At 67.8% G+C, this 20,566-nt stretch carries 18 protein-coding genes; 9 read left to right on the forward strand and 9 right to left on the reverse strand.

All coding sequences use genetic code 11. The features are described 5' to 3' along the window. Positions 1–3 precede the first annotated feature (3 nt). From ACFPK0_RS04670 to ACFPK0_RS04680, 3 genes are all read right to left on the reverse strand, one after another. Positions 4–1,122, reverse strand: coding sequence for an efflux RND transporter periplasmic adaptor subunit (locus tag ACFPK0_RS04670; RefSeq protein ID WP_377338735.1), 1,119 nt, complete (start codon positions 1,120–1,122; stop codon positions 4–6). Further along, on the reverse strand, positions 1,119–2,591 hold the full coding sequence (locus ACFPK0_RS04675; protein WP_377338737.1) for a TolC family protein: 1,473 nt from the start codon (positions 2,589–2,591) through the stop codon (positions 1,119–1,121). Before ACFPK0_RS04675 ends, ACFPK0_RS04670 begins: the two co-directional genes overlap by 4 nt. A 171-nt stretch (positions 2,592–2,762) precedes the next feature. Next, positions 2,763–3,305, reverse strand: a complete 543-nt coding sequence (locus ACFPK0_RS04680) for a response regulator (RefSeq protein WP_377338739.1) — start codon at positions 3,303–3,305, stop codon at positions 2,763–2,765. Positions 3,306–3,491: 186 nt separating this feature from the next. Here ACFPK0_RS04680 and ACFPK0_RS04685 point away from each other — a divergent pair, with 186 nt between their 5' ends. The 5 genes from ACFPK0_RS04685 to ACFPK0_RS04705 are packed head-to-tail and all read left to right on the forward strand — an operon-like array spanning position 3,492 to position 8,209. After that, positions 3,492–4,136 (forward strand): PepSY-associated TM helix domain-containing protein, encoded by a 645-nt coding sequence (locus ACFPK0_RS04685; RefSeq protein WP_377338741.1) that lies wholly within the window; start codon positions 3,492–3,494, stop codon positions 4,134–4,136. 14 nt (positions 4,137–4,150) lie between these two features. After that, a complete protein-coding gene (locus tag ACFPK0_RS04690) occupies positions 4,151–4,666 on the forward strand; it encodes a DUF2271 domain-containing protein (RefSeq protein WP_377338744.1) in 516 nt (171 codons plus the stop codon). A 28-nt stretch (positions 4,667–4,694) separates the two neighbouring features. After that, entirely contained in the window at positions 4,695–5,507 is an 813-nt protein-coding gene (locus ACFPK0_RS04695; RefSeq protein WP_377338746.1) for a DUF4198 domain-containing protein, read from the forward strand. A gap of 51 nt (positions 5,508–5,558) precedes the next feature. Further along, the gene (locus tag ACFPK0_RS04700; protein WP_377340256.1) at positions 5,559–6,545 is read left to right on the forward strand and encodes an FAD:protein FMN transferase; all 987 of its coding nucleotides are present in this window, start codon (positions 5,559–5,561) and stop codon (positions 6,543–6,545) included. Continuing rightward, on the forward strand, positions 6,542–8,209 hold the full coding sequence (locus tag ACFPK0_RS04705; RefSeq protein ID WP_377338748.1) for a sulfite reductase subunit alpha: 1,668 nt from the start codon (positions 6,542–6,544) through the stop codon (positions 8,207–8,209). Before ACFPK0_RS04700 ends, ACFPK0_RS04705 begins: the two co-directional genes overlap by 4 nt. 12 nt (positions 8,210–8,221) lie before the next feature. Here the strand turns inward: ACFPK0_RS04705 and ACFPK0_RS04710 are convergent, their stop codons facing one another. The 3 genes from ACFPK0_RS04710 to ACFPK0_RS04720 form a co-directional block, all read right to left on the reverse strand. Next, complete coding sequence (locus tag ACFPK0_RS04710; protein ID WP_056081356.1) at positions 8,222–8,761, reverse strand: GNAT family N-acetyltransferase; 540 nt, start codon at positions 8,759–8,761, stop codon at positions 8,222–8,224. After that, the gene (locus ACFPK0_RS04715; protein WP_056081353.1) at positions 8,754–9,239 is read right to left on the reverse strand and encodes an SET domain-containing protein-lysine N-methyltransferase; all 486 of its coding nucleotides are present in this window, start codon (positions 9,237–9,239) and stop codon (positions 8,754–8,756) included. Before ACFPK0_RS04715 ends, ACFPK0_RS04710 begins: the two co-directional genes overlap by 8 nt. A gap of 218 nt (positions 9,240–9,457) precedes the next feature. Then, a complete protein-coding gene (locus ACFPK0_RS04720; RefSeq protein ID WP_377338752.1) occupies positions 9,458–9,772 on the reverse strand; it encodes a ComEA family DNA-binding protein in 315 nt (104 codons plus the stop codon). A 204-nt stretch (positions 9,773–9,976) separates the two neighbouring features. Between ACFPK0_RS04720 and ACFPK0_RS04725 the strand changes: the two genes are divergently transcribed. The 4 genes from ACFPK0_RS04725 to ACFPK0_RS04740 all read left to right on the forward strand — a co-directional run bounded on the left by ACFPK0_RS04725 (position 9,977) and on the right by ACFPK0_RS04740 (position 13,991). Next, positions 9,977–11,431, forward strand: a complete 1,455-nt coding sequence (locus ACFPK0_RS04725; RefSeq protein WP_377338755.1) for a M20 family metallopeptidase — start codon at positions 9,977–9,979, stop codon at positions 11,429–11,431. A 93-nt stretch (positions 11,432–11,524) separates the two neighbouring features. After that, positions 11,525–12,244 (forward strand): YggS family pyridoxal phosphate-dependent enzyme, encoded by a 720-nt coding sequence (locus tag ACFPK0_RS04730; protein ID WP_056081349.1) that lies wholly within the window; start codon positions 11,525–11,527, stop codon positions 12,242–12,244. A gap of 216 nt (positions 12,245–12,460) precedes the next feature. Then, positions 12,461–13,165, forward strand: coding sequence for a C40 family peptidase (locus ACFPK0_RS04735; protein WP_056605483.1), 705 nt, complete (start codon positions 12,461–12,463; stop codon positions 13,163–13,165). Positions 13,166–13,337: 172 nt separating this feature from the next. After that, positions 13,338–13,991, forward strand: coding sequence for a rhomboid family intramembrane serine protease (locus tag ACFPK0_RS04740; RefSeq protein WP_056081344.1), 654 nt, complete (start codon positions 13,338–13,340; stop codon positions 13,989–13,991). Positions 13,992–14,093: 102 nt separating this feature from the next. Here the strand turns inward: ACFPK0_RS04740 and rapA are convergent, their stop codons facing one another. The 3 genes from rapA to ACFPK0_RS04755 form a co-directional block, all read right to left on the reverse strand. After that, complete coding sequence (rapA, locus tag ACFPK0_RS04745) at positions 14,094–16,934, reverse strand: RNA polymerase-associated protein RapA (protein ID WP_377338758.1); 2,841 nt, start codon at positions 16,932–16,934, stop codon at positions 14,094–14,096. A 266-nt stretch (positions 16,935–17,200) separates the two neighbouring features. Further along, a complete protein-coding gene (locus ACFPK0_RS04750) occupies positions 17,201–17,881 on the reverse strand; it encodes a Fe2+-dependent dioxygenase (protein ID WP_377338760.1) in 681 nt (226 codons plus the stop codon). A 189-nt stretch (positions 17,882–18,070) separates the two neighbouring features. Beyond that, complete coding sequence (locus tag ACFPK0_RS04755) at positions 18,071–20,398, reverse strand: catecholate siderophore receptor Fiu (protein ID WP_377338762.1); 2,328 nt, start codon at positions 20,396–20,398, stop codon at positions 18,071–18,073. Positions 20,399–20,566 lie beyond the last annotated feature (168 nt).

Here is a 20,566-nt window from a genome sequence, read left to right on the forward strand (position 1 = left end):
AGTTCACGTCGACGAACTCGCGCTGGCTGGGGGCTGCGTGGCGGCGGCCGCTGCACCGTCCTTCGGCACGCCGACCGTTACCGCGTCACCATCACCGAGTTCGTAGACGCCAAGCACCACGATCGGCGCACGCGGGTCGATCGATCCCTGCACCCCGACGGTGTCGTCATCGGGGCTGCGCACCGTCACGTCGACGCGCTTGGCGTGGCCATCGTGCACCTGAAACAGATAGTTGCCTCGGTCGTCGTGCAGCACGGCCTTGCGCGGCACGGCCCATGCGCGGAAATCGCCGGCGTCGATCTGCGCCGTCACGGCCGTGCCGGCCAGCAGCCCGGTGCCCGTACTGGCTGGCAGCTCGACCTGCGCGGGCAGCAGATGGCTCTGCGGATCGATGGATTGGCCGACCATGCGCAGCGCGCCGACAAAAGTTTCCGCGGGCGCGTAGACGCTCTTCAATTGCACCGGCATGCCCGCCTTCAGCTTTCCACCGCTTTGCGGCTGCACGCCGAGTTGCGCCACCAGGGCTTGCGCCGGCGTGAAATCCAGCAGCGGCGCGTTCGCCGCCACGCGCTCACCCAGGCCCACACGCAACGCGGTCACCACACCGTCGGCCGGTGCCGTTACCGCTTCGCTGGCGCTGCTGCCGCCGATAGCCTTCTGGGCCTCCAGTGCGGCCTGCGCATCAGCCAGGCTCTTGCGGGCGGCGGCCAGCTGGGATTGCGTGGCCAGCCGCTGCGCGACAAGTTTTCCGGTGCGCTGCAGGTCGCCGCGCGCCAGGTCCAGCGCTGTCTGCGCCTGCTGGAAGGCCTGGCGCGTGGTCGGGTCGGGACTGATGGTCAACAGCGTCGCGCCACGCTGCACGCGTTGCCCCGCATTGGCAGCCACGCTGACGACCTGACCGCCGTGGGCCAGGCTCAAGGTGCGCGCGCGGTTCGGATCGCCCACGGCCGTGCCGATGGCCTCGATCGTGTCGTGGAACAGCTGCTGCCGCGGCGTCATGGTGGTGACAGTCACCGTGTTGCTGTCGTCAGTGGGCTGGGGTGGGCTGGCACCGTCGCAGCCGGCCAGCAAGCCGAGCACGGCCAGGGCGCCGAGGTATGAGGTCACGCAGCGGCGAATCATGGGGAAGATTTCCTGGCGGCGGGAATGTCGGTGCTGCCCAGCAGCGCCTGCAGTGCAACGGCAGCGTTGGCGCGCTGCTGACGGAAGCTGAGCAGATCGAGGTCGGCACTGAGCGCGTTGCTGCGGATGGCAAGGTAGGTGGGCCAATCCAGCAACTGCTCGCGCCACGCCGTTTCGGCTGCGCGGCGCGCCGCGTCCAGCTGCCCAACGTGGGCGACGAGTGGCGCGCGTTGCGCATCCAGCGTGGCCAGGTCGGCCTGCAGCCGCGCCACGTCGCTGCGGGCGGTGAGCACGCGCTCGTCGTACGCATCCTTCAGCTGCACGCGGGTGGCGCGTTCGATCGCGATGTTGCCGCGGTTGCGGTTGAACAAGGGCAGGTTGATGCCGATGCTGAAACCCTTGGTGTACACGGCGCTGGTGTCGCGTGCGGTGTTGAAGCCCAGCGTGAGCGCAGGGAATTGCGCCAGGATGGCGCCGCGCAGCGCGGCGTCCTGCGCCGCATAGCCGGCCTTCAGCGCGAGCAGGTCCGGCCGCCGCGCGGGCAGGTCGGTCAATGCCTGCTGGATTTGCGCGGCAGTGGGTTGAACGGGATCGGTGCCTTCCACCAGTTCGATCGGCGCGCTGTCGGCCAGCCCCAGCAACACGTGCAGATCGCTCTGCGCCTGGTGCAATTGTGTTGCCATGTCGCCGAGACGTTTGCGCACGTCGGCGTCGGCATTGAGCCCGGCGCTGGCCGTGTCGTAGCTGAGGTTGCCTTCTTGCAGCGCCATTTGCACATGGCGGTCCACCGGCGCCAGCGCATCCGCTTCCAGCTGCAACCGATGTTGTTGCGCGCGCAACGCGACGACTTGGTCGAACAGCTGGCGCGCCTGCGTCACCGTCTGCCATTCCGCCCACAGCAGCTCGAGGCTGACCTGCTCGACGTGGCTGCGCGCCTCGGCTGTGCGCGAGGAGCGCGTGAGCAGCGCGCTGATGTCCTCGCTGATGCCGAGGTTGAATGCCTTGCTCAGGCCCGGCCCGGAGTGCTGCGGAAAATCCGCACCCAGACTCAGCTGCGGGTCGGGCAGCAGGCCGGCCGCGAACGCCTGCGCGCGGGCCAGCCCCAGTTCGTCGCGCCGGAGTTTCAGCGCCGGGCTGTTCGCCACCGCCAGCATCGCCAGCTCGGTTGCATCCAGGCCATCGGACGGATCGAAGCGATGGGTCGACAGCGCGGGCAGCGGCATCGCCGACGTCGGCGCCCTGAGTTGCGCCACGCTGGAGGCGCCGTGCCCGTCGCCCAGCGGCAGTGCGGAGTAGGTGGCGCAGCTGGTCAGGATCAGCATGGTGCCGATCAACAGGCCTATGCGGATGCCGTGGCGAAGTGAACGGCTGCGAACGGCCGGGCGCGGGCGCACGGCGGTGGGTGTCGCGACCGGATCGGTACGCGTGCGACGAGGGTTGGCGTGCGGCGGGCGGATTCTGGTGGTCACGTGAAATGATGGATGAAGCCGATCTGGAAGCCGCCTGGCAGCCATTCGATGATCAGTGGCGATTGTCGAGGCCGAACAACAGGATTGGCAGCGCGCATGTCCACACCCTCCCGGCCAGCAAGCCCGCTGGTTTCTATCGGGCGACGCTACGCGCGCCAGCTTTTCGTTGGCTTAGAAACCAGGAAAGGCGCAGGAAGGCAGCCTTCCTAAGCTTTGCTGGACCGCTGCCGATGTGAGCTCGCGATGCCCGTATCCGGCTGGACCATCCTGTGCGATTTCGACGGCACCATTTCCGTCGAGGATGTGATCGACTCGCTGCTCGATCGTTTCGGCCGCCCCGGTTGGGAAGTGCTGTAGCAGAACTGGCGCGCCGGCCGTATCGGCTCGTGCGAAGGCATGGCCGGCCAGGTCGACCTGCTGCAGATGAGCCGCACCCAGGTCGAGCACGCGGATACGTTCGGCCAGGCCATCGCGTGCGGTCACCACCAATACCGGCATGCTGGTGCCGCGACTGCGCAACCTGCGCAGCACCTCGCTGCCGTCGAGCGCGGGCAGGCCCAGGTCCAGCACCACCATGTCGTAGTCGTGCTCGCGCAGCGCCGCATCGGCGAGATTGCCGCGCGCGGCGTGATCCACGGTGTGGCCGCCATGGCGCAGCGACGCACTGATGCCTTCGGCGATGGAGCCATCGTCCTCGGCCAGAAGAATTCGCATGGGTTACTCCGCAAGGTGGGAAACCACGGGCTGTTTCAGGGCGCTTGAAGTTGAGATTGATTCTTATTTACTGTCTAATATGCATCAGTCGGCGCGCTCGCCCCGAGGCGAGTGTGCGCTCATCCTGACCCTGCCTGTTCGCCGCAGTTCCCGGCGTGAGTGCGGGTGTGCGAACTACGGATAACCATGGCTCAGCTGCAAGCATCTGCCGATTCAATTCGCCCGCAACGCCGTGCGTTCTGGATGCGCCAGCTCTATCAATGGCACTGGATCAGCTCGGCGCTGTGCCTGATCGGGTTGCTGCTGTTCGCGCTGACCGGCATCACCCTGAATCACGCGCGTCAGATCGAGGCCACGCCAAAGGTCGTCGACCGCGCGGCGACGTTGCCGCCGGCGCTGCTGGCGATGGTGACGGGCGAGGATGCGCGCAAGGCGGCGCCGTTGCCGGACGCGGTGGCCGATTGGCTGGATGAATCCCTGTCGGCCCATGTTGCCGGCCGTGCGGGCGAATGGTCGGCGGACGAGATCTATCTGTCGCTGCCGCGCCCCGGCGGCGATGGCTGGCTCAGCATCGATCGCGCCAGCGGCGCGGTGGAATTCGAGGTGACCCGTCGCGGTGCGGTGGCCTACCTCAACGACCTGCACAAGGGCCGCCATGCCGGACCGGTGTGGGGCTGGTTCATCGATGTCTTCGCGCTGGCCTGCCTGGTGTTTTCGATCACCGGGCTGTTCCTGCTGAAGTTCCACGCCGCGCGCCGCGCATCCACCTGGCCGCTGGTGGCGCTGGGGTTGGTGCTGCCCGCGTTGCTGGCGCTGCTTTTCATTCACTGACGGGATCCACGCCCATGCGTCGTTTGCTTTGTTGCACCCTCGCGCTGTTGCTGGCCACGCCGCTGGCGGCGGCCGAGCTGGACCTTACCGTGCAGATTCCGGAGCAGAAGGTGGCCGAGTACCACCGGCCCTACGCCGCCATCTGGATCGAGCGCGCCGACCGCAGCGTGGCCGCCCAGCTCGCGGCGTGGTACGCGCAGAAAGACAGCAAGGAAGGCGCCGGCACCAAGTGGCTACCCGACCTGCGCCAATGGTGGCGACGCGGTGGCCGCGAACTGTCGCTGCCGGTCGATGGCGTGTCCGGCGCCACCCGGCCGGCCGGGCAGTACCAGCTGAAGTTCGTCGACGGCCAGGCGCCGCTGGGCACGCTGGCGCCGGGCGATTACACGCTGGTGGTCGAGGCCGCGCGCGAAGTCGGTGGCCGCGAAGTGGTGCGCGTGCCGTTCACCTGGCCGGTCAGCGCCACCCAACACCTGAGCGCGCAAGGCAGCAGCGAACTCGGCGCCGTCAGTCTCGACCTCAACCCCTAGAACACCCTTGCCGAACCCCGGAGCGAACATGCACAAGCGCACACTGAAATGGATCGTCCTTGCCGCCGCCATCGCCACGCCGCTGGCGGCCCAGGCGCACAAGATGTGGATGGTGCCCTCGGCCACCAACGTGGCCGGCGCCGATCCGTGGGTGACGGTGGACGCGGCGATCTCCAACGACCTGTTTTTCCCCGATCACCACGCGGCGCCGCTGGAGCAGCTGGTGATCACTGCGCCGGACGGCCAGACGGCCAAACCGCAGAACGCGGCCACCGGCAAATACCGCAGCGTGTTCGACGTCGAGCTGAGCCAGCAAGGCACCTACAAGCTGGCGCTGGTGAACCGGGGCCTGTTCGCCCGTTATGAGTTGAACGGCCAGAAGAAGCGCTGGCGCGGCGATGCCGCTCAGCTGGCCACGGCGATTCCTGCAGGCGCGAAGGACGTCGAGGTCACCGCCTCCAGCAGTCGCGTGGAAACCTTCGTCACCAACGGCAAGCCCAACGCCACCGCGCTGAAGCCCAGCGGACAGGGGCTGGAACTGGTGCCGGTTTCCGGCGTCACCGATCTGGTGGAAGGCGAGCCGGCCACGTTCCAGTTGCTGCTGGACGGCAAGCCGGCCGCGGGCCTCAAGGTCAGCGCCATCGCCGGCGCCACCCGTTACCGCAATGCGCAGGAGGAGATGACCGCGCAGACCGGCGCGGACGGCCGGTTTACGCTGACCTGGCCGCACCCGGGCATGTATTGGGTCAACGCGGCCACGCAGGACGACAAGGCCGGCGTGAAGCAGGCCAGCAAGCGCCGGCTGTCATACACCGCCACGCTCGAGGTTTTGCCCGAGTAATCGATGATGCGGTTCCGTCTGCTCGCCTGCCTGGTTTTCCTCATTGCACTGATTGCGGCCGCACCCGTCGCGGCGGCGGAACTGCAGCGCCTGCATGGGCGAACCATGGGCACCACCTGGTCGGTACTGGTGGAGCTGTCGCCGACGCACGCCACGGACGTGTTGCAGCGGGGCATCCAGGCTGAGCTGGATCGGGTGGATGGCCAGATGAGCACGTACAAGCCGGACTCCGACCTGTCGCGCTTCAACCGCGCGCCGGCCGGCAGCTGGCAGCAGCTGCCGCCGGAATTCTTCACCGTGCTGCGGCATGCGTTGCAACTGGCGAAGGATAGTGACGGCGCTTACGACCCCACCGTGGGGCCGCTGGTGAACCTGTGGGGTTTCGGCCCCGACCAGCGCCCGCGTCATCCACTCACGGCGCAGGCGATCGCAGCGGCGCAGGCGCGGGTGGGCTGGTGGAAAGTGCAGATCGATCCCGCCACCCGCCGCGTGCGCCAGCCGGGCAGCGTGTACCTGGATCTGTCCGCGGTGGCCAAGGGCTATGGCGTGGATCAGGTCGCGCGCTACCTGCAGCGGATGGGCGTGGGCGCTTACCTGGTGGAAGTGGGCGGCGAGCTGCGGGCGCATGGACGCAAGCCGGACGGCAGCGTGTGGCGGGTGGGCATCGAGCGGCCGGACGCGGCAGCCGGCGCGGTGGTCGATGCCGATGAACTGATCGACACCGTCGCACTGGACGAGCACGCCATCGCCACCTCGGGCGACTACCGCCACGTGTTCGAGGACGGCGGCCGCTACTACTCGCACCACATCGACCCGCGCAGCGGCTACCCGGTGCCGCACGAAGTGGCTTCGGTGAGCGTGCTGGCGGACGAGTGCATGCAAGCCGATCCGCTGGGCACCACGCTCAGCGTGATGGGCGCCGACAAGGGCATGGCGTACGCGCGGGCGCACGGCCTGGCCGTGTTGATGATCGTGCGCAAGGCCGACGGTTTCGTGCAGCGGATGTCGCCGGCATTCGCCGCGGCGGTGCGCCGATGAAACGTGATCACGACATGTTTGGCCGGCTCGCCGCCGTCAGCAACGGCATGTTGCTGGCGACGTTCGGCCTGCTGGCCGCGCTGTTGTGGTATTGCCGCGTCGAAGCGGTGCAGTGGCATGATCCGGGCCGCCATTGCTGGCTGGCTGCGGCAGGATTGCTGGGCAGCTGGATGGCGCTGGTGGGCTGGTTCCGTCGCCGCCGCGGACGGACCGAAGGCGGTGAAACCGTAGCGGCCGCCCCGGCAGCGCAAACCGCGGCGGCACCCGCGCCGGCCGCGGCGGATACGGTGCGCGTGTTCTACGCCAGCCAGACCGGCCTGGCCGAGCAACTGGCGCGGCAAACCTGGCAAAGCCTGCAGACGGCGGGCGTGCCGTCGCGCGTGGATGCGATCGACGCGTCGACCCTGGCGGCCCTGCGCGATACCTCGCGTGCGCTGTTCGTGGTCAGTACCACCGGTGATGGCGAGCCGCCGGACATGGCCGTCGCCTTCGCCCATCAGGCGATGGCGAACGCGGCGGATCTGGCCGGCGTGCGTTACGGCCTGCTGGCGCTGGGCGACAGCGACTACGACGAGTTCTGCGGTTTCGGCCGCCAGTTGCAGCGCTGGCTGCGGGCCAGCGGCGCGCAGGCGCTGTTCGATCCGGTGGAAGTGGATGACGAGGACGCCGCCGCGCTGCGCCATTGGCAGCACCATCTGGCCGCGCTGTGCGACGTGCGCGACCTGCCGGATTGGCAGCCGCCGCGCTATCAGCCATGGCAGCTGGCGGAACGGCAACTACTCAATGCCGGCAGCCTGGGCGGCCCCTGCTTCCATCTGGCCTTGCGACCGCTGCACGGCGCGGTGTCTTGGCAGGCTGGCGACCTGGTGGACATCGGGCCGCGGCATGCGCCCGCCGACGTGGTGCAGTGGCTGTCGGCGCACGCGCTCGACGGCAACGCCATGGTGATGTTTGGAAAGGAATCACTGCCCCTGTCCAGCCTGCTGGCACGCTGTCGCCTGCCGGCGCCCGGCGAGATGACGGGGCTGGACGAGGCTGCGGTGGCGGCCCGGTTGCAACTGTTGCCGCACCGCGAATATTCGATCGCCTCGGTACCGGCCGATGGTGCCATCCACCTGCTGGTGCGCCAGCAGAACACGCCGGATGGAACGCCGGGCATCGGCTCGGGCTGGCTGACCATGCATGCGCCGATCGGAAGCGAGATCGCCTTGCGCGTGCGCCGCAACGCCGCCTTCCATGCGCCCGCCGATGCGCGGCCGCTGATCCTGATCGGCAACGGTACCGGCATGGCCGCCCTGCGCGCGTTGCTGAAGGAGCGGATCGATGCGGGCCGCCACCGCAACTGGCTGCTGTACGGCGAGCGCCAGCAGGCGCACGACTTGCCCTACCGCGACGAGATCAACCGCTGGCTGGCTCAGGGCCAACTCGAACGCGCGGATTTTGCCTGGTCGCGCGAGCAGGCCGCGCGTATCTACGTGCAGCACCGCCTGTTGCAAACCGCCGACGCGCTGCGCGAATGGGTGGCGGCCGGGGCGGCGATCCAGGTCTGCGGCAGCCTGCAGGGCATGGCGCCGGCGGTGGATGCGGTGTTGTGCGAGGTGCTGGGTGAGACGGCTGTCGAGCAGTTGCGCGAAACAGGCCGTTATCGCCGCGACGTTTACTGAAGCGCGCGGCGCTTACGCGTAGGCGCGGCGATGCTCGCGATGGGGCGGGTAGTAGGCAAACACGTGGCTGTGGCTGCCGTAGAAATCCATGTCTTCGATATGCTCGCCGCCGAGCCGTTCGGCCAGCCGGTCGGAGGCTTCGTTGCCGATCCGCACCAGGCTGATCACCCGCGGCGCGTGCAGGCGGTTCCACACGAAATCCAGGGCGGCGTTGCCTGCCTCGGTGGCGTAACCCATGTGCTGGTGTTCGGGTTTCAGCATCCAGCCCAGCTCCAGATCCGGCCAGCCTTCCGGGTACATGAAACCCACGCGGCCGATGAACTCGCCGGTGCTTTTCAGCTCCAGCGCCCACATGCCGCAACCGCGCAACTGCCAGTGGCCCAGCAGCATCGCCAGCGAACGCCAGGCGTTGGTGCGGTCCAGCGGTTGGCCGTCGCCGACCCAGCGCGTGCTTTCGGGATTGGCCAGCATGGCGGCGTAATCGTCGAAGTGACGCTCGGTGAGCGCGGTCAGGCGCAAGCGCGCCGTTTGGAGGGTAGGAATGTCAAACATCACGGTCAGCGTCGGTGGCGGCCAGCAAACGGGCCAGCGCCTGGGTAGTGCTGGCAAGACTCTCGTGCCAGGGCAAGCCGGTAATTATCTCACCTGTCACCGAATCGGCAAAATCCTCGCTTTGGCCCGGCGGCAGCAGGTGGCGGTAATCCACCGTCAACTCGGTTCCTGCGGGCAGGTCGGCCAGCGCGAACACGAAGCCCAGGTGCCATAGCCCGTTTGGCGCGAAGCTGTGGTTGATGTAGCACTCGTCGGGCCAATCCGGCGACAGCGTGTAGCGATCCTCGAACCAGCGCGCGCTGGCGTGCCATTGGGCGCTCAGCGCGGGTGAGGCGGCGATTTCGGCGTGGCGAAAGGTGCGGTCGATGCCGTCGGGCGCGGTCAGCACGCGGCCCGCGGCGACGGGTTCATCGAGAAACAGGCCTTTGCCTGCGCCGGGTATGGCGGAGGCGGCAACGTGGTAGCGCGGCAGGATCATGTCCAGTACAGCGGCAGCGGGGCGCGCGAGTTTAGCGCGGCGGTGCGGCGAATGGATCCGGGGGGCGACGGTGCCAGCGGGATGTCGGGGGCGGGAGAACGGTGCGTTTTTTCAGTTCAGCGAGTCGAAGATCAAGAGCGACCCCTCAGCTGAAGCACTCCCTGTGGTCGCCCAGCCCTCCCCTGCTGCGCAGGGGAGGGAGCAAAGCGGTTCGAGGCTCAATCCTTGCGGGCGGCGCGCTTGTGCTCGGACGGTGCCGCAGCGGTGTCGGCCAGCAGGATGGCGTCGCGGTTGCGCTCGATGGTCGCCTTGCCGATGCCCTTGACGTGGCGCAGGTCGTCGGCCTTCTTGAACGGGCCGTGGGCATCGCGCCAAGCCACGATGGCTTCGGCGCGCGTGGCACCGACGCCGTCGAGCGACTTGGCGATGGTGGGCGCGTCGGCCTGGTTGATGTTGACCGGCGTGGCGGCGAGCGCCAGCGCGGGCAGGGCGGCCAGGGCGACGAAGGCGAGGGTGGCGAGTTTGCGGATCATGGGTTGCTCCTTGCGAAAGTTCGAGGCGGCCGATGGCCGCCGCCCCACACTGGCCGCTTCGTGCAGCGGGCACAGCCGGACCGCGTGCAGCCAGCCCGTGCGCGTCAAACGTGGAGAACTGTGAGATATGACTTACGGCACGTCGGCGCAGGGCCAACATACGCCGCTGATAGAATGCGCGTTTGACGCTGTTGGAGTTACGCGATGGATACTGCCCGTCTTTCCCGCTACGTGGGTGATCTGTGGGACGCCGAAATCGTGCCGCAGTTGGTTGAATACATCCGTATTCCCAACAAGTCGCCGATGTTCGACGCGCAGTGGGCCGAGCACGGCCACATGGATGCGGCGGTGCGGCTGATGGAAACCTGGGCCCGCGCCAAGCTGGAGAAGCTTCCCGGCGCCACCCTGGAAGTGGTGCGGCTGGAAAAGCGTACGCCACTGATCTACATCGACATTCCCGCCTGCGGTGCGAACGGCGCGCCGGCCTCCGGCCAAAGCGACGACACCGTGATGCTGTACGGCCACCTCGACAAGCAACCGGAAATGACCGGCTGGGCCGACGGGCTTGGCCCGTGGACGCCGGTGCTCAAGGGCGACAAGCTGTACGGCCGCGGTGGCGCCGACGACGGCTACGCCATCTTCGGCTCGCTGGCCGCGCTGCTGGCGCTGCACGACCAGGGCATTGCCCATGCCCGCTGCGTGATCATGATTGAAGCGTGCGAGGAGTCGGGCAGTTACGACCTGCCGCATTACGTCGACCACCTGGCCGCCCGCATCGGCAGCCCGTCGCTGGTGGTGTGCCTGGATTCCGGTTGCGGCAACTACGACCAGCTGTGGCTGACCACGTCCTTGCGCGGCATGACCGGCGGCAACCTCACCGTGCAGGTGCTGGAGGAGGGCGTGCATTCGGGCGACGCCTCCGGCGTGGTGCCGTCCAGCTTCCGCATCCTGCGCGACTTGCTGTCGCGGCTGGAGGACCCGGCCACCGGCACGATCAAGCCGAAGGAACTGTACGTCGACATCCCGCCGCATCGCGTCGAGCAGGCGAAGCATTCGGCCGAGGTGCTGGGCGAGGAAATCTTCAACAAGTTCCCGTGGGTGGACGGCATGCAGCCGGTCACCGACGACCTGTCCGAGCTGGTGCTCAACCGCACCTGGCGCCCGCAGCTGGCGGTCACCGGCATCGGCGGCATCCCGCCGCTGGAAAGCGCCGGCAACGTGCTGCGCCCGAAGACCGCGGTGAAGCTGAGCCTGCGCGTGCCGCCCACGCTGAGCGGCGCCAAGGCCGGCGAGTTCGTGAAGCAACTGCTGGAAAAGGACCCGCCGTACGGCGCCAAGGTCAGCTTCGACCTGGAGAAGGACGGCAGCGGCTGGAACGCGCCGGCGCTGTCGCCGTGGCTGGAGCAGGCGGTGGACGACGCCTCGCAGCACTACTTCGGCGCGCCCGCCACCTACATGGGCGAGGGCGGCAGCATCCCGTTCATGGGCATGCTGGGCGAGAAATTCCCCAAGGCGCAGTTCCTGATCACCGGCGTGCTGGGGCCGCATTCCAACGCGCATGGCCCGAACGAGTTCCTGCACATCCCCACCGGCAAGAAGGTGAGCATGGTGGTGGCCGAGGTGGTGGCGCGGCATGGCGAGAACGGCGGCAAGGCGTGACGGCGGAGAAGTGAGCCAAGGGGAGTGAGGGAGGGCACGCGTTACCCGGCTTTCCCTCACTCATCACTCCTCGCTTCAAAGGAGATTCCAACGTTGCCAGACCCCACCTATCTCGCCGCCAACTGGGCCGACGTCCGTCGGCGCGTGGACGAAGCCTGCCATGCCGCCGGGCGCGATCCGGCCGGGGTGACGATCCTGCCGGTCAGCAAGACCTTCGACGCCGAGACCGTTCGCGCCGCGATGGCGCTGGGCTTGCGTCGCTTCGGCGAGAACAGGGTGCAGGAAATCCGCGACAAGGCCGCCGCGCTGGATGGCTGCGGCATCGAGTGGGTGGTGATTGGCCACCTACAAACCAACAAGGCCCATGACGTGGCGCGGCTGGCCAGCGAAGTGCAGTCGCTGGACCGGCCGCAACTCGCCGTGGCGCTGCACCGCCAACTGGTGGCCGCGGGGCGGGCGATCGACGTGCTGGTGCAGGTCAAGACCGCCGCCGAGGAAAGCAAGTACGGGCTGGAGCCGGCGCAGCTGCCGGCGTTCCTGGACAGCTTGCGCGACTACCCGACGTTGCGCCCGCGCGGGCTGATGACGCTGGCCACCCATTCCGACGATCCGCGCGTGGTTCGCGGCTGTTTCCGCCAGTTGCGCGAGCTGCGCGACCAGGCGGCGGCCCGCGGGCACGATCTGCAGCGGCTGTCGATGGGTATGAGCGGCGATTTCCCGCTGGCGATCGCCGAGGGCGCCACCGAGATACGGATCGGCACGGCGATCTTCGGCCAGCGCCCCCAGCCGACGGTCATACCTGCTGCTGGCTGAAGGCGGTTCGCCCAGATCTCAGCCGGCGTGCGACGATTTTCCCTGTCGAATCAGTCCATTCCAACTGTGCGCGCCGTCTCGGAAACCCGAAACGACGGAGTTCAGTTAACCCGGATCGAACATACGGCCTATCTCCCTTTGCTAAGTTCACCCCTTCGTCACGTCATCGACACCGTTCGGTGACAGTCCGTGAACCGCAAAAGGGGATAGTCCCGCATGCCAAGCCACCGATTGACCGTTGCTGCGGCCGTTGTTGCCGCATCACTCTGCGGTTCGCTGCATGCTGCCGTCACGCATAGCGCCTATATCGATGTTCAGCCCGCCACCACCGCTGCCGCCCCGGCCGTAGCGCCGCTGCCGATCTTCGCCAGCGTGTCCCTGGCCGGCGCCGATGCCGCCGCGTTCCCCGCACTGCTGGCCCACCGCAACGTGGCCCACGTCGCGCCGGTCAAACCGATCAAGCCGGACATGGCGACTGCCGCGGACGAAGAGGCGGAAGACGTCGTCGGCGTCACCGACCTGCGCAAGGCCTTGATCGCGATGGCGATGAAGCTGCGCGATACCCGTTATGTACGTGGCGGCCGCGACCCCTCGACCGGTTTCGATTGCAGCGGTTTCGTGCGTTACGTGTTTGCCCACGCGGTGGGCATGCAGTTGCCGACCAATTCCGCGGCGCAGTTCCTGGCCGGGTTGAAGGTCAAGCGCGCCGACATGAAGCCCGGCGACCTGGTGTTCTTCCGCACGAGCGGCAAGCACCGCGTCTCGCACGTGGGCATCTACATCTCCGACGGCCGCTTCATCCACTCACCCACCACCGGCAAGTCGGTGGAAATCTCCAGCCTGGAGACCGGCTACTGGGCCAAGCGTTTCGTGGGCGCCAAGCGTCCGGAAGCGATGGCGATGGCCGCGCACAACGGTTGATCCACCACCGTCGTCGCACCGCATGAAGCCGCCGCAAGGCGGCTTTTGGTTTTCACGCCCCGCCCGCTGCTTGTGCCATCGCCGTGGCCGCCCCATCTCACTGGGTTGATGCGCGCGCCGCCCATGGCGCGTCTGCTGTCATGCTTGCCACCTGCTTCCTGGAATCCGCCGCATGCCTTTGAACCTGCCGCCCGTCACCCGTAACCTGCTGATCGCCAATGTCGTGGTGTTCCTGCTGCAGCAGGTATTCGGCGAAATGCTGTTGCAGTATTTCGCGCTGTGGCCGTGGGGGCCGGACCACGTGATGCAGCTGTCCAGCGGCGCGCTGGCGTCGGTGGGTTTCCGGCCGTGGCAGGTGGTGAGCTACGCGTTCATGCATGGTGGCGTAACCCACATCCTGTTCAACATGATCGCGCTGTACATGTTCGGCGGCGTCATCGAGCGCACCTTCGGCGCGCGCAACTTCGTCATCTATTACTTTGTTTGCGCCATCGTGGCGGCGGTGGCGCAGCTGATCGTGGTGCAGTGGTTCACCCACGGCTTCTATCCCACGCTGGGCGCGTCAGGCGCGGTGTTCGGGCTGCTGCTGGCCTTCGGCATGCTGTACCCGCACGAGAAAGTGATGCTGATGTTCCTGCCGGTACCGATGCCCGCGTGGCTGTTCGTGATCGGCTACGCGCTGGTGGAACTGGTGATGGGCGTCACCGGCACCCAGGCCGGCGTGGCGCATTTCGCGCACCTGGGCGGCATGGTGGGCGGCTATGTGTTGATCCAGTACTGGCGCGGGCGGCTGCCGATCAAGCCCAAGGGCAGGCTGCTGCGTTGACGTTGCCGGGCCGGTTTTTTGTGGGAGCGGCTTCAGCCGCGATGCTCTTGCTCTTCTCCAGGCACTGAGAAAGAGCATCGCGGCTGAAGCCGCTCCCACAGGTCAACGCAGCGCCAGAAAATCCGCGCTGACCACAAACCGCACCGCATCCAGGCGCAGCCGCGACAGTGGCAGTGCGGCCAGCAACTGGGTGCGTTCGTCGGTGACGGCGGCGATTTCCGCATCGCTCACCGACGGGTTCACCGCGCGCAGCGCCAGCAGGCGTGACAGTTCCGCATCGAGCGTTTCGGTGGCCAGCGCCAGCGCTTCGTCAATGCGTGACTGGCCGCGGTTGGTGGCCAGTGTTTCGGCGCGCTCCAGCATCGGCGGCACCAGCTTGCCCAGGAATTTGCGGTAGCGCGCCACCTCGATATTGCGATCGGCGGCCTTGCGCAAGGCCACTTCGCTGGGGGAGAAATCGGCGCGCTCGGCCAGCTTGGTGTCGACCGTGACGATGATCGGCAGGCTGGGCAGGAAACGCTCCGCGTCCAGCCTGCGGTCGGCCACGCACTCCAGCACGAACACCGCCTGCAGCAACGCGGTGCGCGGCGGCAGCACGTCGTCCACCATGAAGGCGGCGTTGCCCTGTTCGCCGGACAGCGCCAGGTCCAGCGCGCCGGCCACCAGCGGGTGGTCGAGCCGCAGCAGCGGCAGCTCCTCGCGCGCCAGCGCCACGTCGCGGCTGAAGGTGACGGATTGCGGGCCCTCGGCAAAACCGGGCAGGGCGTCGGTGGACAGGTATTGCGGATCGAGCAGCAGCACCTGGCCACCCAGCTCCTCGGGGTGGATGCCGAACGCTTCCAGCAGGCGCTGGATGAAGGCGTCGCGGCTGGGGTCGTTGTCCTCGCGCGCGAATGCCTGCTGCAATTCGTCGGCGTGCAGGTCGCGGCTGGCGGCCAGTTCCAGCAGGTGGTCGCGGCCGCCGCGGATCAGCTCGGCCAGCTCCTCGTGGCTGGCGCGGGTTTCGGCCAGCAGTGCCTCGAATTCCTGGTCGCGGTTGTCGTCGCCGCGGGCGTGTTCCTCGGCCAGTTCGGTCAGCGTCGCGCCGTAGCGGCGCAGCAGTTCGCGGCCGTCGGCGGGGCTGTGGCGGAACGCATCCACGCCTTCGTCATACCAGCGCGCCAGCATGTGCTGGGCGCTGTCGGCCACGGCGATGACATGGATGGCGATGTCGTGCTGCTGGCCGATGCGGTCGAGCCGGCCGATGCGCTGTTCCAGCAGGTCCGGGTCCAGCGGCAGATCCCACAGCACCAGCCGATGGGCGAACTGGAAGTTGCGCCCTTCCGAGCCGATCTCCGAACACAGCAGCAGTCGCGCGCCGTCGGGCTGCGCGAAGAACGCCGCATTGCGGTCGCGCTGCACGATGCCCAGGCCCTCGTGGAAACGCGCCAGGCCCACGCCGCTGCGCGTGCGCAGCACTTCCTCCAACGCCAGCACCTTGGCCTGGCTGCGGCAGATCAGCAGGAACTTGTCCTGCGGGTGCGCGTCGAGCAGGGCGATCAGCGCATCCACGCGCGGGTCGGCGCTGTAATCCACCTCGATCAACCCGGCCGGTTGCTGGATGTCGGCGTGGAATTCGGCCAGCAGCGATTGCCGGGTGGCCTCGTCGATATCATCCGCATCCAGCAGGTGCCATACCGGCGCGCGCTGCGGAAAGCCGCCCACGCCAGCGCGGTTGTTGCGGAACATCGCGCGGCCGGTGCCGTGACGGTCGATCAGTGCGGCCAGCAACTCACGCGCGTTGGCCGGCTTGGTCGAGTCGGCCAGCAGCGCGGTGAGTGCGCCGTCGCCGCGGAAGGCGTCGGCCAGGGCGGCGCGCTGGTTGTCGTCCAGCGGCTCGCCGTCGAGCAGGCGGTCGGCCACTTTCGACAGTGCCTGGTAGCTGTCCGATTCGGCCAGATAGCCGTCCAGATCGTGGTAGCGCTGCGGGTCGAGCAGACGCAGCCGGGCGAAGTGGCCGCTGCGGCCGAGCTGCTCCGGGGTGGCGGTGAGCAGGATCACGCCGGGGATCACCGCGGCCAGCTTTTCCACCATGGTGTAGCGCGGGCTGGCCTCCGTGGGCGACCACGCCAGGTGATGGGCTTCGTCCACCACCAGCAGATCCCACGGCGCCTCAAGCAATTGCTGCGCGTACTTGGGCGAGTTTTCCAGGAAGCCGAAATCGGCGATCACCAGTTGCTCGTCCTCGAACGGATTGCCGTGTTCGCCCGCTTGTTCGAGTGCCTCGCAACGCTCCTCGTCGTAGATCGCAAAGCTGAGGTTGAAGCGACGCAGCAACTCCACGAACCACTGGTAGACCAGCGTGTCGGGCAGCAGCAACAGCACGCGCGAGGCGCGGCCGGTAGCGAGCTGGCGGGCGATGATCATGCCCGCCTCGATGGTCTTGCCCAGGCCCACTTCGTCGGCCAGCAGCACGCGCGGCGGGCGTCGTGCCGAAGCGATGCCGGCCACGCGCAACTGGTGCGGCACCAGCCCGATGCGGGCGGCGGCCAGGCCCCAACTGGGTGAACGGCGCGCCAGCGCGCGCCGTTGCATGCCGTCAAGCCGCAGCTCGAACTGCGCCACCGGGTCGGTGCGTCCGCCGATCAGGCGATCATCGGCCTGGCTCACGCTCTGCTCGTCGTCGAGCTGGCCTTCTTCCAGTTCGCGGCCTTCGCCGCGGTAGATCAGCAACTCGTCGCGGATTTCCACCCGCTCGACCAGAAACGCGATGCCCTTGCCGGCCACCCGCTGCCCGGCGCGAAACTCCGCCCGCAGCAGCGGCGCCGAGTCGATCGCGTACGGACGCAGCACCCCGGCCTTGGCAAACAGCACCTGTACGCCGCGTCCTTCGACGCGCAAGACGGTGCCCAGGCCCAGTTCGGGTTCGGCAGAGGAGATCCAGCGTTGACCAGGTACGAACATTGCGCCGCCGTGTTGCATTCGAGGGCCGACGATTATCCGCCGCGCGGTCCCCGCTGGGAACCGTTGTGATGCGGATCGGTGCGATGTGCCGCGTCGTAGGGGCCTGTCGGACTTGAGTGGTCGAGGCGAAAAGCTGGCTGCGTGAGGGCCGGTTTTCGCCCTTGTGCCGGCCCATAGTCATCTATGGGTCAAACATGGGCGGAAGGCGGAACCACGCAGGCGGCTTTGCAGCCCGGCCAGCTCAAGTCCGACAGGCTCCTGGTTGCTCAGGTCTCGGCCCATTGCCGCAGCAGGTTGTGATAGATGCCGGTCAGTTGCAGCACGGCGGTGGCGTCGGCGCCGCTGGCGGTCAGTGCCTGGATCGAGCCGTCCAGCTCGAACAGCAGGCGACGGCGGCTGTCGTCGCGGATCAGGCTTTGCACCCAGAAAAACGAGGCGATGCGCGCGCCGCGCGTGACCGGCGCCACGCGATGCAAGCTGCTCGACGGGTAGACGATGAGGTCGCCCGCGGGCAACTTCACCTCGTGCTCGCCGTAGGTGTCGCTGACGATCAGCTCGCCGCCGTCGTACTCGTGCGGGTCGCTGAGAAACAGCGTGCAGGAAACATCGCTGCGAATCTGCGCACCCTCACCATCCAGCGCCATCACCGCGCCGTCCACATGGAAACCGTATTCGCCGCCGCCTTCGTAGCGGTTGAAGCGCGGCGCCAGCGTGCGCAACGGCAGCGCGGCGGCGTGATAGAGCGGATGCTTCGCCAGCGCATCGAGCACGACGCGGCCCAGTTGCCGCCGCAGCGGCGAGCCATCGGGCAATTGCCGGTTGCGCTTCACCTTCGCGCCCTGCGCGCCCACCGTCTCGCGGCCGTCGACCCATTCGGCGGTACTCAGCGCGGCCCGCAGTCGGGTGGTCTGATCGGGTGCGAGAACGGCGGGGATGTGCAGGAGCATGGGCGGGTTCCGTCGGTGGGCAGAACGGGAATCGGGAAGAAGCGTATCGCTCAACCGTTCGGGCTGAGCGTAGCCGCGTAGCGGCGGAGTCGAAGCCTGGTGCTGGAGCCCCTTCGACTTCGCCGCTGCGCGGCTACGCTCAGGGTGAACGGATTGAAAGGATTCTCCCCGTTCAACGCCCGGCCTCCATCAAAACCGGAAATTGGCCGTCAGCATCGCCGAGCGCGGCACGCCTGGCGTGTAGCGGTAACCGCTCTTGTTGATCGCCGCCACGTAGGTCTTGTCGAACAGATTGTAGACGTTCAACTGCAGGTCGAAATGCGGGTTGATCGCATAGGTGGCCATCGCGTCGAAGACGGTATACGACTTGGTGTAGTTGGGCGTGCCGACGGCGCCATCGGTGCCGCGCTTCAGCTGGCCCGCGTAACGCGCGCCACCGGCGATGGAGAGGCCGAACGGCAGCTGGTAGGTGGTCCAGGCGGTGAACGCGTACTTCGGCGTGTAGGCCAGATCGTCGGAGCCATCCTGCGAAACCACCGTGCCCTTGAGCACCTTGGTGTCCATGGTGGTGAAGCCGGTGCTGACCGACCAGCGCTCGGACAGCTTGCCCACCGCGGTGAGCTCCACCCCGCTGACGCGCTTCTTCGCTGTCTGGTAGTACAGCCCGTCGTCGCCCTGGGCGATGTCGTTGCTGACTTCCGTGCGATAGACGGCCGCGCTGACGAGCAGGTTTTCGCCCAGCAGATCCCACTTGGTGCCGATCTCGGCGGTGCGCGCCTTCTGCGGATCGAACGCGGGATTGTCGGCGCTGTTGGCCGACGAGCTCAGCTGCAGTTGCGCGCCGCCGGGCGGTTGGGCGGACACGGCGTAATCGGCGTAGATGCTGCCGTTCTCGGCGGGCTTGTACACCACGCCCAGCTTCCAGTTGAGCAGGTTGTCCGAAACGGTGGCATCGACGCCGGGCACCGCGGTGCCTTCGGCCAGCGTGCCGCAGTCCGGCCCGCGGCGACCACCGCAGGGCACGCGGCTGGTGAACTCGGTCTTGTAGTGATCCAGGCGCAAGCCGCCGGTGAGCAGCCATTGCTCGCCGAACTTCAGGGTATCGAACGCATACGCCGCCTCGGTCATGGTCTTGCCGTTGCTGTCGGCGTCGTTGCGGCCCCAGGCCAGGCCGATGGCGTGGGGCGTGGGGTGGTAGATGTTCGCCGGTGTCCAGGCGCTGCCATTGCGCACGGCCATGCCGGTGGTCGACAGCTTTTCGCGGGTCAGCTCGATGCCGGTGCTGAGCGCATGCTCCACCGCGCCGGTGTGGAACGAGGCGGTGAGGTTGGTCTGGTTGGTGAGGATGGTGTTGGTGTTGTCCTTGAACGTGGGGTTGCTGCGCGCCACGGTCCAGCTGGACGGATCGGCCGGGTCGGGCGTGACCAGGTTGGCGGCGCTGTACATGAAGGCGGTCAGCAGATAGTCCTGATGCGTCCTTCCCCAGCGGGTGGTGTTGTGCAGCGTGGCGCCGTTGGCGAAATCGTGCTCGATGCGCAACGTCGCCATGTCGGCCTTCACGTGGTCGTGGTCGGCATCGGTGCCGTAGAAGTTTTCCGGGTCGACACGCGGGGCATCGTCCAGCCACGGCCGGACGTCCGGATCGGGGCTGCGGTAACCGGGCAGGCCGATCGTCGCCACACCGCCGTCGGGCACGTTGTTCTGCTTCACGTGCAGCAGGTTGAGGTAGACGCGGGTGGGCGTGCCCAGGCCGAAGGCCAGCGACGGCGCGACGCCCCAGCGGTTGTTTTCGACATGGTCGCGGCCACTGACGCCGCCCTCCTGGCCCAGCACGTTGAGGCGAAAACCGGCGTGCTCGCCGATCGCCTGGTTCCAGTCCGCAGTGAGGCGCTTGCGGTTGGCGTCGCCGTAGGAGACCGAGCCGGAGACGGCATTCATCAGGAACGGCTGCTTGCTCACCATGTTGATGGCGCCGCCGGCCGAGGTGCGGCCGTTGTCGGTGCCGGCTGGGCCTTTTTCCACTTCGATCTGTTCGATGTTGAACACGTCGCGGGAGATGGAGCCGAGGTCGCGCACGCCGTCGACGAAGATGCTGCTGGAGGCGTCGAAGCCGCGCATGTAGACGGAGTCGCCGGTGGAGGTGGCGCCGTTCTCGCCGGCATAAAAGGTGCCCACGCCCGGGCTGTTGCGCAGTGCCTCGGTCAGCGTGGTGGCGCCCTGGTCGGTGATCAGATCCTTGGAGATCACCGTGATGGTCTGCGGCGTATCCAGCAGCGGCTGGGTGAATTTGGGCGACTCGACCTTGTCGGCGCGGTAATCGGCGCCGCGCGTAGCCTGCACCTTGATGCCCGGCAGCGTGCGCGCGTCAGTCAGCTGCGCGACCGGGGAGGAGTCCGCGGCCACGGCGGATTGCGCCAGCGCCAGGCTGGTCAGCAACGTGGCGGTGGTGGTGCCGGCCAGCGACAGGCGGCGCGCGCTCGTGGAAACGGCGTGCTTGCGGCTCTTGATGAAGGACATGCGTGGGGTTCCTTTGCCATCTGCGATGTATCCCGCTGCCGACGCCGGGCGAACGGCGGAACGGCGCAGCCGCCGGGTCGTGCCGAGGCGTACTTATTGCGGGAGGGTGGAGCGCTGGCTACCCGTGGATCGGGGCGGGCGCGACCGGACGCATGGTAAAGGAATGAG

Source organism: Rhodanobacter ginsenosidimutans, from assembly GCF_042655685.1.
GTDB lineage: Bacteria > Pseudomonadota > Gammaproteobacteria > Xanthomonadales > Rhodanobacteraceae > Rhodanobacter > Rhodanobacter ginsenosidimutans.

Coding starts and splice junctions, on each gene's coding strand:
- ACFPK0_RS04670 (WP_377338735.1), bottom strand. CDS start 1,122: ATGATTCGCCGCTGCGTGACCTCATACCTCGGCGCCCTGGCCGTGCTC.
- ACFPK0_RS04680 (WP_377338739.1), bottom strand. CDS start 3,305: ATGCGAATTCTTCTGGCCGAGGACGATGGCTCCATCGCCGAAGGCATC.
- ACFPK0_RS04685 (WP_377338741.1), top strand. CDS start 3,492: ATGGCTCAGCTGCAAGCATCTGCCGATTCAATTCGCCCGCAACGCCGT.
- ACFPK0_RS04690 (WP_377338744.1), top strand. CDS start 4,151: ATGCGTCGTTTGCTTTGTTGCACCCTCGCGCTGTTGCTGGCCACGCCG.
- ACFPK0_RS04695 (WP_377338746.1), top strand. CDS start 4,695: ATGCACAAGCGCACACTGAAATGGATCGTCCTTGCCGCCGCCATCGCC.
- ACFPK0_RS04705 (WP_377338748.1), top strand. CDS start 6,542: ATGAAACGTGATCACGACATGTTTGGCCGGCTCGCCGCCGTCAGCAAC.
- ACFPK0_RS04710 (WP_056081356.1), bottom strand. CDS start 8,761: ATGTTTGACATTCCTACCCTCCAAACGGCGCGCTTGCGCCTGACCGCG.
- ACFPK0_RS04715 (WP_056081353.1), bottom strand. CDS start 9,239: ATGATCCTGCCGCGCTACCACGTTGCCGCCTCCGCCATACCCGGCGCA.
- ACFPK0_RS04720 (WP_377338752.1), bottom strand. CDS start 9,772: ATGATCCGCAAACTCGCCACCCTCGCCTTCGTCGCCCTGGCCGCCCTG.
- ACFPK0_RS04725 (WP_377338755.1), top strand. CDS start 9,977: ATGGATACTGCCCGTCTTTCCCGCTACGTGGGTGATCTGTGGGACGCC.
- ACFPK0_RS04735 (WP_056605483.1), top strand. CDS start 12,461: ATGCCAAGCCACCGATTGACCGTTGCTGCGGCCGTTGTTGCCGCATCA.
- ACFPK0_RS04740 (WP_056081344.1), top strand. CDS start 13,338: ATGCCTTTGAACCTGCCGCCCGTCACCCGTAACCTGCTGATCGCCAAT.
- rapA (WP_377338758.1), bottom strand. CDS start 16,934: ATGTTCGTACCTGGTCAACGCTGGATCTCCTCTGCCGAACCCGAACTG.
- ACFPK0_RS04750 (WP_377338760.1), bottom strand. CDS start 17,881: ATGCTCCTGCACATCCCCGCCGTTCTCGCACCCGATCAGACCACCCGA.
- ACFPK0_RS04755 (WP_377338762.1), bottom strand. CDS start 20,398: ATGTCCTTCATCAAGAGCCGCAAGCACGCCGTTTCCACGAGCGCGCGC.